General features: G+C 67.0%; 15 protein-coding genes and 1 pseudogene. 5 read left to right on the forward strand and 11 right to left on the reverse strand.

The features are described from left to right. Positions 1–110 precede the first annotated feature (110 nt). Positions 111–461, reverse strand: a complete 351-nt coding sequence (locus WDC87_RS20690; protein ID WP_072168560.1) for a DUF1304 domain-containing protein — start codon at positions 459–461, stop codon at positions 111–113. A gap of 42 nt (positions 462–503) precedes the next feature. After that, positions 504–1,832 (reverse strand): MFS transporter, encoded by a 1,329-nt coding sequence (locus WDC87_RS20695; RefSeq protein ID WP_072168559.1) that lies wholly within the window; start codon positions 1,830–1,832, stop codon positions 504–506. Between the two features lie 285 nt (positions 1,833–2,117). Here WDC87_RS20695 and WDC87_RS20700 point away from each other — a divergent pair, with 285 nt between their 5' ends. Next, entirely contained in the window at positions 2,118–3,518 is a 1,401-nt protein-coding gene (locus tag WDC87_RS20700; protein ID WP_252744789.1) for a serine hydrolase domain-containing protein, read from the forward strand. 93 nt (positions 3,519–3,611) lie between these two features. Here WDC87_RS20700 and WDC87_RS20705 read toward each other — a convergent pair whose 3' ends face one another. Further along, on the reverse strand, positions 3,612–4,370 hold the full coding sequence (locus WDC87_RS20705) for an SDR family oxidoreductase (protein WP_072168558.1): 759 nt from the start codon (positions 4,368–4,370) through the stop codon (positions 3,612–3,614). Between the two features lie 114 nt (positions 4,371–4,484). On the opposite strand from WDC87_RS20705, the gene WDC87_RS20710 reads away from it, so the two are divergent. Further along, positions 4,485–5,399, forward strand: coding sequence for a LysR family transcriptional regulator (locus tag WDC87_RS20710; RefSeq protein ID WP_072168557.1), 915 nt, complete (start codon positions 4,485–4,487; stop codon positions 5,397–5,399). A gap of 64 nt (positions 5,400–5,463) precedes the next feature. On the opposite strand, the gene WDC87_RS20715 is transcribed toward WDC87_RS20710, so the two are convergent. After that, positions 5,464–5,958, reverse strand: a complete 495-nt coding sequence (locus WDC87_RS20715) for a hypothetical protein (RefSeq protein ID WP_252744788.1) — start codon at positions 5,956–5,958, stop codon at positions 5,464–5,466. A gap of 111 nt (positions 5,959–6,069) precedes the next feature. On the opposite strand from WDC87_RS20715, the gene WDC87_RS20720 reads away from it, so the two are divergent. Then, the gene (locus tag WDC87_RS20720; RefSeq protein ID WP_134968390.1) at positions 6,070–6,441 is read left to right on the forward strand and encodes a hypothetical protein; all 372 of its coding nucleotides are present in this window, start codon (positions 6,070–6,072) and stop codon (positions 6,439–6,441) included. A gap of 292 nt (positions 6,442–6,733) precedes the next feature. On the opposite strand, the gene gcvH is transcribed toward WDC87_RS20720, so the two are convergent. From gcvH to nudE, 7 genes and pseudogenes are all read right to left on the reverse strand, one after another. Continuing rightward, the gene (gene gcvH, locus WDC87_RS20725) at positions 6,734–7,129 is read right to left on the reverse strand and encodes a glycine cleavage system protein GcvH (RefSeq protein WP_005418426.1); all 396 of its coding nucleotides are present in this window, start codon (positions 7,127–7,129) and stop codon (positions 6,734–6,736) included. 93 nt (positions 7,130–7,222) lie between these two features. Next, entirely contained in the window at positions 7,223–8,335 is a 1,113-nt protein-coding gene (gene gcvT, locus WDC87_RS20730) for a glycine cleavage system aminomethyltransferase GcvT (RefSeq protein WP_049438098.1), read from the reverse strand. A 159-nt stretch (positions 8,336–8,494) separates the two neighbouring features. Next, a pseudogene (locus WDC87_RS20735) lies at positions 8,495–8,796 on the reverse strand (DUF962 domain-containing protein). A gap of 124 nt (positions 8,797–8,920) precedes the next feature. After that, entirely contained in the window at positions 8,921–9,253 is a 333-nt protein-coding gene (locus tag WDC87_RS20740; protein ID WP_252744787.1) for a YnfA family protein, read from the reverse strand. Beyond that, entirely contained in the window at positions 9,250–10,089 is an 840-nt protein-coding gene (mazG, locus tag WDC87_RS20745) for a nucleoside triphosphate pyrophosphohydrolase (RefSeq protein ID WP_072168555.1), read from the reverse strand. The genes WDC87_RS20740 and mazG overlap by 4 nt, the downstream gene beginning before the upstream one ends. 13 nt (positions 10,090–10,102) lie before the next feature. Further along, positions 10,103–10,906 (reverse strand): 3'(2'),5'-bisphosphate nucleotidase CysQ, encoded by an 804-nt coding sequence (cysQ, locus tag WDC87_RS20750; RefSeq protein ID WP_111007839.1) that lies wholly within the window; start codon positions 10,904–10,906, stop codon positions 10,103–10,105. After that, a complete protein-coding gene (nudE, locus tag WDC87_RS20755) occupies positions 10,903–11,466 on the reverse strand; it encodes an ADP compounds hydrolase NudE (RefSeq protein WP_005418435.1) in 564 nt (187 codons plus the stop codon). Before nudE ends, cysQ begins: the two co-directional genes overlap by 4 nt. Before the next feature lie 77 nt (positions 11,467–11,543). Here nudE and bioA point away from each other — a divergent pair, with 77 nt between their 5' ends. Then, positions 11,544–12,935, forward strand: a complete 1,392-nt coding sequence (bioA, locus tag WDC87_RS20760) for an adenosylmethionine--8-amino-7-oxononanoate transaminase (protein ID WP_252744786.1) — start codon at positions 11,544–11,546, stop codon at positions 12,933–12,935. Further along, positions 12,926–13,663 carry a 16S rRNA (uracil(1498)-N(3))-methyltransferase gene (locus tag WDC87_RS20765; protein ID WP_111007840.1) on the forward strand — a complete coding sequence of 246 codons (738 nt, stop codon included), beginning with the start codon at positions 12,926–12,928 and terminating at the stop codon, positions 13,661–13,663. Before bioA ends, WDC87_RS20765 begins: the two co-directional genes overlap by 10 nt. The last annotated feature ends 244 nt before the right edge of the window (positions 13,664–13,907 follow it).

Consider the following 13,907-nt stretch of genomic DNA (forward strand, 5'->3'; position numbering starts at 1 on the left):
AGCCTACACGGACGTACTTGCGGCGTCCCCCGCGAACCCAACCCGCCCGGCCAACCCCATGACAAGCTCTACGCGGCCAACCCACGAGGGGCCGCGCCGTTGGCTGGAATCTACGCTACCGCGCGAAACACCAACGCCAGGATCGCAGGCACCGCCTGGATCATGAAAATGCGGCGGCTGACGCTGTAGGCGCCATAGCACCCCGCCACCACCACGCAGGCCAGCGAGAACGTCACCAGCACTGGCTGATCGATCACCAGCCCCACCACGATGCCTGCTGCCAGGAAGCCGTTGTACAGGCCCTGGTTGGCCGCCAGGACGCGCGTGGTCGCCGCCTTCTCCGGCGTGTTGCGGAACGTCTTCAGGCCCAGCGGGCGGGTCCACAGGAACATCTCAAGCGCCAGGAAATAGACGTGCAGCAGTGCGACCAGCAAGGTCAGGGCGAGTGCGATCCAGTACATGGGCGGTTCCTTGGACAGGGATGGGGCTCGGAGCCCGGGAAATCATCGGTCGCGCGGCAGTTTCTTTTCTTCGCGCAGTACACCGAACGCGGCTGCGGTCATGCACGCGGCCACCAGCATGCCGCCGATGAACACTACGTGCGAGCCGAACAATGACAGGCCCTTGTGCACCCAGGCAAAGCTCAGGTCCGCACCGCGGTAGACCACGGTGTCGATCGCTGCGCCGGCCTTGTAGCGCCACTGCCGGTCCACGCGCGTGTAGATTGTCTCGCGCGCCGGCTTGGCCAGTGCGAATTCGCTGGCCCGGGTCATCACCTGCACTACCGCGACCATCAGCGGCATCGGCGAGGCCGCCAGCACCGAGAAGCCGATCAGGATCGCGAAACCGGGAATCAGCAGCGCCGGGGCGATGCCGTGCCGGGACAGCAACCAGCGGGTCAGGCCCAGCTGCATCAACAGCGCCAGCGCATTCACTGCCAAGTCGATGCGCGAGAAAAACGCGGTGCTGGCTGCGGGGTCAGTGAACGCCGCACGCACGATCGCAGCCTGCTCGTTGTAGAGCAGCGTCCCCACGCCCACCCCGAACACCACCATGATCGCCAGCCAGCGCAGCAGCGGCTCGCGCACGATCAACTTCAGGCCGTCCAGCACGCTGCCGCCCATCGGCTGCTCGCCGGACACCAGCTGCTGCTCGCGTTCGCGCAGCACCGCCCAGTGCCGCAGCCGCCAGATGCACAACAGGCACACGACCAGGAAAGCTGCGGAGACCAGCATCAGGTTGGCGATGCCCACGCTCTGCACCAGCGCACTGGTGATGATCGGACCAAGGAAGGCACCGACGGTGCCCGCCGCGCCAATGTATCCATAGAAGGCCCGGGCCTGCACATTGGAGAACACATCGGCCATGAAGCTCCAGAACACCGCCACCGCGAACAGGTTGAAGACGGTGATCCAGAAGAAGAAGGCCATGCCGCGGCCAGGCACGCCGCTGTCGAACATCATGTAGAAGCCCAGCAGGGTCACGATGAAGAACCCATACACCGCCGGCAGGAACACCCGTCGCGGGAAGCGGCTGACCAGCCAGCCGTACACCGGCTGCAGCACCAGCATGATCACGAACACGCAGGAGAACAGGAACTGCAGCACGAAGTCCTTCAACGCAATGCCGTGGCTGGCGAACCAGGCGATCAGCACGGGTGGGAACACCGTTTCCAGGTCTGCCGAGGCGGCCATGGCCTCACGCACCGGGCGCAGCACGTAGTAGCCGCTGAGCAGGCAGAAGAAGTACAGGAACGACCACCACAGCGCTGGCGACTCGCGCAGTGCCGACGCCAGGCCCTGCAGCGACCCCTTCTTCCGTACCGCACTCACGCGGTGTCCCTCGCCTGAAGACGGCGGTTGGACAGCGGCATGGCAGGCTCCGGGGCGATGAAACGCGTACGTTAGCCAATGCACCGCAACATCGCCAGCGCGACGCGCCTTCCCGCGGGCGGATCAGCTCCGCTGATCGGCCCCGGATGACACGTTCCGATACATGCTTCCAGCGCCCCAAACTTCAAATTTTTCAACGAGATGCGCATTCATCTTCGCTTTGTTTGTGCACAAGGGAAAAGCGGCGCTAGAATCGCCATCAGCAGTCGCGCACGGGTCCAACCGATGAAAAAGAACAGCCTGCGTCGCCCGATCCGTTCGGCGGCCACCGGTTTGCTGGGCATGCTGATGCCCGTTGCCTTGTCCACCACCGCGCAGACACCGCCGGCATTGCCGCCGATGCCGACCAACATCGAATCCGCTGCCGGTCCCACTGTCGCCCACACCCAGCCGGCGGCCTACCGCACCGGCCTGGTGCCGCGCGTGCAGGCCCCGGCGCCCGGCTTCAACGTCGCCAACATCGAATCGATGGCGCAGCAGCTCACCTATGGCGAACGCGTGCCGGGCATGGCCGTGGCGATCGTGCAGGGCGGCCGCATCCTCAGCGCGCGCGGCTATGGCGTCACCGACGTCAACAATCCGCTGCCGGTCGATGCGCGCACCGTGTTCCGCCTGGCCTCGCTGTCCAAGGCCTTCGCCGGCACCATGGCCGGCCTGCTGGTCAACGACGGCACGCTGCGCTGGGACAGCAAGGTCACCGACTACGTGCCGGGCTTCCGCCTGAACTCGCCGGAAGCCACTGATCGCCTGACAGTGGCCGACGTGCTCAGCCATCGCGTCGGCCTGCCGTACAACGCCTACGACCGCGACATCGAGGGCAACGCCGAGTACTACGCGCTGACCCAGAAACTGGCCAACACCAGCCTGAAGTGCCTGCCGGGCGACTGCTATGCCTACCAGAACGTGGCCTTCAGCCTGATCGGCGATGTCGTCTACGCGGCCTCCGGCAGTTTCTACGAGCAGTCGGTCGAGCGCCGCATCTTCAAGCCGCTGGGCATGAACGATGCCAGCCTCGGCCTGGCCGGCATCCAGGCCAGCTCGCGCTGGGCGCGTCCTCACGTGCGCAGCCGCAACGGCTGGGTCTCGCTGACGCCGAAGCCGACCTACTACCGGGTCGCCCCGGCGGCCGGCGTCAATGCCAGCGCCAGCGACATGGCGCAGTGGCTGCTCGCCCACACCGGCCACCGCCCCGACGTGCTGCCGGCACCGCTGCTGGCCACCCTGCATTCGAGCCTGATCAGCACCCCCGGCGAGATGCGTTCGGGCTGGCGCCGCGAGCGCCTGCACTCGGCCGGCTACGCCCTGGGCTGGCGCACCTTCGACTACGCCGGCCACGACGTGGTGTTCCATGCCGGTGCCGTGCAGGGCTATCGCGGCCTGGTCGCGCTGGTGCCGGAACGCGATCTGGGCATCGCCATCATGTGGAATGGCGAAAGCAGCCTGCCCAGCGGCCTGCTGCCGACCGTGCTCGACTCCGCGCTCGGCCTGCCGGCGCAGCGCTGGCTGGACGTGGACACCGACTTCGGCAGCGACAACCTGATGGCCGAGGGCGCGAGCCCGGCGCAGCAGGACAAGCGCAAGGGCAAGGGCGCCTCGGGCAATCGTGCGGTGGCGTCGCCGCGCTGATCAGGCGGGCTCGATCGTGTGTGCGAAGGGCGGCCTGCGGGTCGCCCTTTTTGTTGGCTCGACTCTACAGATGCAAAGAGCAGTTCCGCGGCGCTAGTGCGCGAAGTAGTGCATGCCGCCGTCCACCGGAATCACCGCGCCTGTGATGTAGCCGGCCAGCGGCGAGGACAGGAAGGCCACCAGTGGCGCCACTTCCTCGGGTTCACCGAAGCGTCCGATCGGGATGTTGCTGGCGATGAACGCACGCCGGCTTTCCTCGGTGGGATGCAGGCGTTCCAGGATCTGCGCGCTGTTGATGCGCCCCGGTGCAATCGCATTCACCGTAATGCCCTGCCCGGCCACCTCCGACGACAGCCCCTTGCTCCACAGATGCAGCGCCGCCTTCGCCGCAGTGGCCGCGTTCACCGCACGCGGTTCCATCGAACCGCTGAAGTTGATCACCCGCCCCCATGCCTGCGCCTGCATGCCAGGCAACAGCGCCTGGGTCATCCGCCGCGCAGCGGAAAAGTTCAGGGCGATCGCTTCCTCCCAGACATCATCATCGGCATCGACGGTGGTCGGCCGGGAGCCACCTGCGGCGTTGACCAGGATGTCGACGCGTTGCAATGCGTCCCGGGATGCCTGCGCGATGTACCGGACGTCACCGGCCACGGTGACATCGCCGGCCACGATGACCGGTGCCACGCCGCCTTCGGCTTCGATCCGCGCCGCCAGCGCCTGCAGGGGTGCCCGCTGCCGTGACGTGATGGCAACGCGCACGCCCTGGGCCGCCAGCTGCCTGGCGACGGCGGCACCGATGCCGCTGGCCGCGCCCGTCACCAAAGCGGTACGGCCTGCAAGATTCAAGTCCATGGTGTTCTCCTGTCCGCATGGCCGGCCAATCCAGCCCTTGCACGACATGCTGTTTGATCACCCCTGATTGATAAACTCCGCGCAGGTTTCAGCATTCAACACCCGGGGTGTCAGATGAACCTGCTGGAAAGCATGCGGGTCTACGTGCTGATCGTGGACAAGGGCAGCCTCAGTGCGGCAGCTGCGGCGATGAACATCTCCGCGACGATGGCCGGCAAGCATCTGCGTGCATTGGAAGCACGGCTGGGCATGCAGCTGTTGAGCCGAACCACCCGGCGCCAGCACACGACCCCGTTCGGCCAGGATTACTACACGCGCTGCCGGGAGATCCTGCGCCTGGTGGACGAAACCGATGCGCAGGCGCAGCACCAGCACCTGGCACCGGCGGGCACGCTGCGCATCAGTGCACCAGTGATCTTCGGTACGCATGCGCTGGTACCGGCACTGGCCGAGTACATGGCGCGCCATCCGGATGTCCGGGTCGAAGCGACGCTGACCGATCGCGTGGTCGACCTTGCCGAAGAGGGCTTCGAAGCGGCGCTGCGGATCGGCACGCTGGCCGACAGCAGCGTGCTGGTGGCACGAGCCCTGGCCCCTTATCGCCTGATGATGTGCGCCTCGCCGGCGTATCTGGCCAGGCATGGCACGCCACACAGCGTGCATGCACTTGCCGGCCATCAATGCCTGTCGTTCGAACCGAGTGCACTTGCGCAGTGGCTGCAGGACGACGCTGGCGAGCTCGACCACGTGCCCGACGGCCGACTGCAGATCAACAATGGCGAAGCGCTGCGTTCGGCGGCGCTGCATGGCCTGGGCATCGTCCTGCAGTCGACGCTGCTGCTGGCAGCCGATGTCGAGGCTGGACGACTTGTGCAGCTGCTCCCAGGGCACGGCCAGGCCGGTCGGCCGATGCACGTGGTCTATGCGCACGACCGTTACCACTCCACCCGCCTGCGCAGCTTCCTCGACTTCCTGGTGGAACGATTCCCGCCGGTAGTCACCCCACCAGGCGATCGAAGCCGCCCATAAAAAAACCCCCTCCCCGCTGGGCAGCCAGGGAAGGGGGTTTCAGGATGCGGCTATCGGGAAGTACTTAGATCAGCGGCGCCGGGGTTGCCGGCAGAGCGACCGGAGCGGCCTTCTTCTTGCGGGCGGCCGGCTTGCGCTTGGCAACCTTCTTCGGGGCAGCCTTCTTGGTAGCCTTCTTCGCGGTCTTCTTTACTGCCTTCTTGGCGGTCTTCTTGACGGCCTTCTTGGCAGTCGCCTTCTTTGCGACCTTCTTGGCCGGCTTGCGGGCCGTAGCCTTCTTGGCAGTCTTCTTGGTGGCCTTCTTGGCCGCCTTCTTCGCGGTCTTCTTGACGGCCTTCTTGGCAGTGGACTTCTTGGCGACCTTCTTCGCCGCCTTCTTCACTGCCTTCTTCGCAGTGGTCTTCTTGGCGACCTTCTTCGCCGCCTTCTTCACTGCCTTCTTGGCAGTCGCCTTCTTCGCGACCTTCTTCACTGCCTTCTTGGCAGCGGCCTTCTTCGCGACCTTCTTCACCGCTTTCTTGGCGGCGGGCTTCTTCTTCGCAGCTTTCTTGGTTGCCATGGGATGGCTCCTCGTCAGTGATAGGGAGTTGAAACGCCCAGTTGGATCAAACCCGCGGATGCTGCGTGCGGGGACCGCCGGCGCGTCAGGCGCGCCGTTACGGATGCGGCGATGCCCGCCTCGATCGGCGGAGCGGACATCGGAACGGGAGGTGCCTTGCATTTCTCCGGGGGAAGCGGGGCCGTGTCCACCGTCATCAGGGTCGCGGTGGTCTTGAAGGGGCTGCTTCGCATCGGACGATTGATTCTGCGCACTCGGTTGGGCAGGCAAGGTCTGCTGAGGCGAAACCTAATCACGGTTTTTTTTACTGTCAACAACCCCCGCGAAAAATTTTCACATCCGCGCCTTTCCGAGCGCCGTCGGCGCCACTGCTCTACGCGGCCCGCGATGGCGGTTGAAGCATCGCGCAAGCGTGCTGCATGCACCGGCATCGATGCATACGTTGAACAAAAAACACTTGAAATAAGCACTCCGCGCATTTAGACACAGACTCGCAACGGCATCGCGCGTGCGACGTCGATGGTCACCGGCGCCGCCACCAACGCCAGCACAACGGCGCCGCAACAGGGGGCGAAAAGTTTTCACATCCGAGTGCGTCGGCGCGGGGCTGAAACGCGGATTTGCGCAAAACTGCGCACGCCCATCGGCACCGTTCGCCTGTCGGCTGATGCCACGCCGAGGGTGCGCAGCGAACCCCGCGTCATGAGTCCGGTGCAGTCGCCAAAACAAAAACGGCCACCCGAAGGTGGCCGTTCCAGAATCCGGAAACGACGACTCAGTGGTCTTCGTTCTCCAGGGCTTCGGCGTACGCGTCCGGATCCAGCAGCTCGTTGACCTCATCGGCGTTGGTCAGTTCGACCACGAACATCCAGCCTTCGCCGTAGGCATCTTCGTTGATGGTTTCCGGCTTGTCGGACAGGGCCGAGTTGACCTCGACGACCTTGCCGCTGATCGGGCTGTAGACGTCCGAGGCGGCCTTCACCGACTCGACGACGGCGATCTGCTCGCCGGCCTTGGCGTCGGCGCCGACTTCCGGCAGTTCGACGTAGACCAGGTCACCCAGCAGGCCCTGGGCGTGGTCGGAAATACCGACGGTGACGCGGCCATTGCCTTCGACACGGGCCCACTCATGGGACTTGAGGAACTTGAGGTCGCCGGGGATCTCGCTCATGGGACTGCTCCAGAGATATGCAGGGGTGGAAAAAACGGGGCTAGTGTAACCAACCGGCCGCCACTGCTGTCAGTGACGACCGGCACGTACGGATCAGGCGTCGGCGAGCACGCCGGGCTGCGCCTGGCCTTCCCGAACGAACGGGAACTTGACCACCCGCACCGGCACCTGACGGCCGCGGATGTCGACGGTGACCTCGCCGAGTTCACCGGCCGGCACGCGGGCGAAGGCGATGCCCTTGGCCAGCGTCGGCGAGAAGGTGCCGGACAGGATCTCGCCCTGGCCGCTGGCCGTGGTGACCGTCTGGCCATGGCGCAGCACGCCCTTCTCGTCCATCACCAGGCCGATCATCTGGCGCGCGGTGCCGGCGCTCTTCTGCGCCTCCAGCACGTCGCGGCCGATGAAGTCGCGGCCTTCGTCCAGCGACACGGTCCAGGCCAGCGCCGCTTCGTAGGGGCTGATCTCTTCGTCCATGTCCTGGCCGTACAGGTTCATGCCAGCTTCCAGGCGCAGGGTGTCGCGCGCGCCAAGGCCGGCCGGCTTCACGCCCGCCGCCAGCAGGCGGTTCCAGAAGGCGACCACGGCGTCCTGCGGAAGCAGGATCTCGAAACCATCTTCACCGGTGTAGCCGGTGCGCGCGACGAACAGCTCGACGCCGTCATCGGACTGCACCTGCAGGGCGGCGAAGCGACCCAGCTTGGTCAACGCTGCGCGGTCGGCTTCGCGGGCCAGGCCGATCACGATGTCGCGCGCCTGCGGGCCCTGCACGGCGAGGATGGCCAGGTCCGGGCGCTGCTCGACGGCGACGCCGAACGGCGCAGCCTGCTCGCGCAGCCAGGCCAGGTCCTTCTCGCGGGTAGAGGCATTGACCACCATGCGGAAGAAGTCGTCGCCCAGGTAGTAGACGATCAGGTCGTCGATGACGCCGCCGCGCGGATTCAGCATGCACGAGTACAGTGCCTTGCCGGTCACCTTCAGCTTGTCGACCGAGTTGGCCAGCAGGCGGCGCAGGAACGGCTTGACCTGGTCACCGCGCAGGTCGACCACCGTCATGTGGCTGACGTCGAACACGCCGGACTCACGGCGCACCAGATGGTGCTCGTCCAGCTGCGAGCCGTAGTGGATGGGCATGTCCCAACCCCCGAAATCGACCATCTTGGCGCCGAGGGCGCGGTGGGTATCGTTGAGCAGCGTCTTCTGGGTCATGACCGGGTCCGGCAGCAGAGGAAACAGGAAACCCCATTATCCCAGATCGGTCGCCCGCAGGCGTGCCGCAGCGCAGCGGTTCATGCAAGCGGAAGTGCAACCCGCCCCACCCTTTCCTCTGCCGGCGAGGCAATGCCCGCAAAGCGCCGCAGCCGCCCGCTACAGGCGCACCCGCCCACGCAGGATGTCGAGGAACATCACCAGTCACCCATGAACGAGTACAGCGGATGGCGGAACGTCGCCGGTCTGTTCTTCTCGAAGAAAAAATGGCCGACCCAGGCGAACCCGTAGCCGCAGAACAGGGCGCCGAGCAGGAACAGCGGCTGGCCGCGCAGCAAGGCAGTGGCGACCAGCAGCAGGACCCCGCAACTGCCGATGAAGTGCAGCCGCCGCGATACCGGGTGGCGGTGCTCGCTGAGATAGAACGGATAGAACTCGCGGAAGCTGGCGAAGCGGGACATGAGCAGGCTCGGGGAACCAGGGTCGCCCACATCATGCGCCATCGCTGACCTTGTAGAGCCGAGCCATGCTCGGCTTGCGCGCGCCAGCGCGGTCGGAAGGAGAGCAGCCGAGCATGGCTCGGCTCTACACCGATGAGGTGCGCGGCCCGAACATGATCACCGCCATGCCGGCCAGGCACAGCGCTGCGCCCAGCAGGTCCCAGCGGCTGGGACGAATGCCATCGACCAGCCACAGCCAGAACAGCGCGGTGCCGATGTAGACGCCACCGTAGGCGGCATAGACCCGTCCACTGGCAGTCGGGTGCAGGGTCAGCAGCCAGGCGAACAGGGCCAGGCTGGCCGCCGCCGCCGGCAGCAGCAGCCAGACGCTGCCTCCCTTGCGCAGCCACAACCATGGCAGGTAGCAGCCAACGATCTCGGCCAGCGCGGTCAGCAGGAACAGGCCAAGCGTTTTCACGCCTTCTCTGCTGCCTTGGCCTGCTGCCACAGTGCTTCCTGCGCATCCAGGTCCAGTTCGGCCAACGCCTCACCCTGTGCGTCGGCCTGCGCTTCCATCGCGCGGAAGCGACGCTCGAACTTGTGGTTGGCACCGCGCAGTGCAGCGCCCAGATCGATATCGGCATGACGCGCCAGGTTCGCGCAGACGAACAGCAGGTCGCCCAGTTCTTCCTGCAGGCGCGCCTTGTTGCCCGCGACATCGCCGCGTTCGAACTCCTCGCGCAGCTCCTGCAGCTCCTCGGCGGCCTTGTCCAGCACCGGCAGCGGACCCGGCCAGTCGAAACCGACCTTGGCTGCGCGCGACTGCAGCTTCACCGCCCGCTGCCATTCCGGCAGGCCGCGCGAGATACCGGCCAGTGCGGAGGTGTCCTGCTCGCCCTTGGCGGCACGCTCGGCGCGCTTGATCGCCTCCCAGTTGCGCGTCACCCCGTCGGCATCGTCCACGCTGACATCGGCGAACACGTGCGGGTGACGGCGCTGCATCTTGTCGCTGATCGCACGGGCGACCTCGGCGAAGGCAAACGCCCCCTGCTCCTCGGCCATGCGTGCGTGGAACACCACCTGCAGCAGCAGGTCGCCAAGCTCGTCGCAGAGATCGTCCAGGTCGCCGCGGTCGATCGCATCGGCGACCTCGTAGGCTTCTTCGATGGTGTAGGGGGCGATGGTCGCGAAGTTCTGCTCCAGATCCCACGGGCAGCCTCCCTGCGGGTCGCGCAGCCGCGCCATGATCGCCAGCAGGCGCTCCAGTTCGTTGCTTGCGGCGCTGCCAGTGGTGGGGGTGTCGTGCGCGCTCATGCGGCCTCCAGGATCAGTCGGACAACCAGTCGCGCCACGGCAGGCTGGTATCACCAAGGGCAATGAAATCGCCGTTCAACAGGGTCTCGCGGCGGTTGTAGCGGAACGGCTTGCCGGTCGCCGCCGACAGCACCGCGCCGCCGGCGGCATGCAGCACGCACTGGCCGGCGGCCGTATCCCATTCGGAGGTCGGGCCCAGCCGCGGATAGACATCCAGGCCGCCTTCGGCGATCCGGCAGAATTTCAGCGACGAGCCCTGCGCGATGGTCTCGATGCGGCCCATGCGCGCCAGCAGCGCCTCGGTTTCCGGCGAACGGTGCGAGCGGCTGGCGGCAACGCGCAGCGGAGCCGTGGCCGGTGTGCGGGTGCGCAGCACGGTGTCATGCAGGCCCTGCCGCCGATAGGCCAGTTCGCCGCGCATGGCATGCCAGACAATGCCGGTGACCGGCGCCAGCACCACGCCGAATGCCGGCGCGCCCTGGTAGATCAAGGCGATGTTGACGCTGAATTCGCCGTTGCGCTTGACGAACTCGCGGGTACCGTCGAGCGGATCCACCAGCCAGTAAGCGCCCCAATGGCGGCGATGCTCCCAGCCCACCTGCGCCGATTCCTCGGACAGGATCGGCAGGTCCGGTGTCAGCTGCTGCAGGCCCAGCTCAATGACCTGGTTGGCCGCCAGGTCGGCCGCGGTGACCGGGCTGTTGTCGTCCTTGATCTGGACCTCGAAGCCATCGGCATACACCTGCATGATGGCTTGGCCGGCCTGCTGGGCGATGGCGATGGCGGTCTCGCGCAGGTCCGTCGTCAGCTTGATCATCGCGTTCCCTGCAGCCACTGGCGGGCAATGAACAGCGCCGCCAGCGAGCGTCCCTCGGAGAAGTCCTCGCGCAACATCAGCTGGTCCAGTTCGGCCAGCTTCCACGGCACCACTTCCAGTTCTTCCGGCTCGTCGCCGGCCAGTTTTTCCGGGTACAGGTCGCGCGCCACCACCAGCCACGACTGGTGGCTCATGTAGGTCGGGGCCAGTGTCATCGCGCGCAGCACGTCGACCCGGCGCGCACCATAACCAGCCTCTTCCTTCAGTTCGCGGTCGGCAGCCTGCTCGGGGGTCTCGCCGGCGTCGATCCTGCCCTTCACCAGCCCCAGTTCGTAACGATGCATGCCGGCGGCGTATTCACGCACCAGCAGCACGGTTTCATCGTCGAGCATCGGCACCACCACCACCGCACCGTGGCCACGGCTGACCAGGCGCTCGAAACGGCGACGTTCACCGTTGGAGAACTCCAGGTCCAGATGCTGGCGCTGGAAGGGGCCGTTCTCCTCATCGGTGATCCGATGGATGATCGGCAAGCGACGGCCGGCACGGTCATCGTTCATGCGGAATCTCCGCGGCGACCGGCGGCTGCGCCGGGGCCGATAGAATGTGCAGGCAGCAACATGTTCATGAGCCCGAAATGCTAGCAGACCCGACCCCCTCCCCGCTGGCCCGCCACTGGCGGCAGCGCGACCTGCAGGTGCTGTGGCACCCGTGCACGCAGATGCGTGAGCATCCGGACACCCTGCCGCTGGTGCCGATCGCCCGTGGCGAAGGCGCGTGGCTGATCGACCACGACGGCCACCGCTACCTGGACGCCGTCAGCAGCTGGTGGACCAACCTGTTCGGTCATGCCGAACCGCGCATCGGCGGTGCCATTGCCACCCAGGCCACGCAGCTGGAACAGGTGATGCTGGCCGGCTTCAGCCATGAGCCGGCCATCACCCTGGCCGAACGCCTGCTGGCATTGGCACCACGCCAGCCCGGCCGCGAGCCGCTGGCCAAGGTGTTCTACGCCGACAACGGCTCGGCCGGCGTGGAAGTGGCGCTGAAGATGGCCTTCCAGTATTTCCAGAACCGTGGGGAGCCGCGGCGCACGCGTTTCATTGCACTGGAAAACGGCTACCACGGCGAGACCCTGGGCGCGCTGGCGCTGGGTGACATCCCGCTGTATCGCCGCGTCTATGCGCCGCTGCTGGCCGAAGCGCTGTTCGCGCCGTCGCCCGATGCCTACCTGGCCGAACCCGGCCAGAGCGCGGCCGACCGCGCGCGGCAGGCTGCCGACGGCCTGGCCACGCTGTTCGACCAGCATCCGGGCGAGATCTGCGCGGTGATCCTGGAACCACGCCTGCAGTGTGCCGGCGGCATGCGCATGCATGACCCGGTCTATCTGCAGCGCGTGCGCGAACTGTGCGATGCCCATGGCGCGTTCATGATCGCCGACGAGATCGCCACCGGCTTCGGCCGCACCGGCACCCTGTTCGCCTGCGAGCAGGCAGGGGTGATGCCGGACCTGATGTGCCTTTCCAAGGGCCTGACCGGTGGCTTCCTGCCGCTGGCCGCCGTGCTGGCCACGCAGGCGCTGTACGACGCCTTCCTCGACGACTCGCGCGAGCGCGCCTTCCTGCATTCGCACAGCTACACCGGCAATCCGCTGGCCTGCGCGGCGGCACTGGCGACGCTGGACATCTTCCGCGACGACGATGTGATCGCCCGCAACCGGGGCATCGCGTCGGTGATGGGCACGGTGGCGGCGCCATTTTCCGACCATCCGCACGTGGCCGACGTGCGCCAGGCCGGCATGGTGGTGGCGTTCGAGCTGTCGCGCGACGGCAACAGGCGCACGCCGTTCGACCCGGGCCTGCGGCTGGGCCTGCACGCTTACAAGGCCGCCCTCAAGCGCGGCGTGGTGCTGCGCCCGCTGGGCGACGTGCTGTACTGGATGCCACCCTATTGCGTGGATGACGAACAACTGGAGCTGCTGGCACACACCACGCTGGCGGCCATCGACGAGGCGATTGCATGCGCGTGACCCGCTGCCCCATCGACCTGGCGCTGCACAGCGGCCAGACCGTGACCCTGCCGGAAGAGACGGCCAACCACCTGGTGCGGGTGATGCGCCTGCGCGAGGGAGACACCTGCGTGCTGTTCAACGGCGACGGCCATGACTACAGCGCCACGCTGACCGTGGCCGGCAAGCGCGAAGTGCAGGTGCGCATCGATGCTGTGCAGGCCATCGATAATGAATCACCGCTGGCGATCACCCTGCTGCAGGGCATCGCCCGTGGCGAGAAGATGGACCTGATCCTGCAGAAGGCCACCGAACTGGGCGTGGCGGCGATCATTCCGGTCAACGCCGAGCGCACCGAGGTGAAGCTCGATGCCGCGCGCGCCGAGAAGCGCGTGGCGCACTGGAACAACGTGGTGACGTCGGCCTGCGGCCAGTCCGGGCGTGCGCGCATTCCGCAGGTGGGGCCTCCGCTGTCGCTGGCGCAGGCCGCGGCGGCGCTGCCGGCCGATACGCTGCGGCTGACCCTGGATCCGCGGGGCGCACATCGCCTGTCGACGCTGACGGCCGCTCCGGCAGGGGGCGTCGTGCTCGCGATCGGCCCGGAAGGGGGCTGGTCGCCGCGCGACCGCGACCAGCTGGCGGCGGCAGGGTTCCAGGGACTGCAGCTGGGCCCGCGGATCCTGCGCACGGAAACGGCCGGGCTGGCCGCGGTCGCGGCGTTGCAGGCGCGGTTGGGCGACCTGGGATAAGACAGGTTCGTGGTAGTGGGGGGGGGGGGGGGGGGGCGCCCCGGGCGCCCTGTTTTGGGGGCGGGGCCCCGCCCCTACCGCGCGGGGGGGTGGGGGCCGGCGCCCTAACACCGCCCCCACCCACCCCACCCCCGATGCTCCGCGGCCCCACTTCTCAAAACACCGAACCCCCCGGGATAGTGCGGGGCGGGGGGTTGTTTTTGTGCGTTCGCCCGCCCCCCCAGAGGCTCTCCCCCATATTAAT

This window comes from Stenotrophomonas maltophilia group sp. Smal12, assembly GCF_037079935.1.
Classification (GTDB): Bacteria; Pseudomonadota; Gammaproteobacteria; order Xanthomonadales; family Xanthomonadaceae; genus Stenotrophomonas; species Stenotrophomonas sepilia.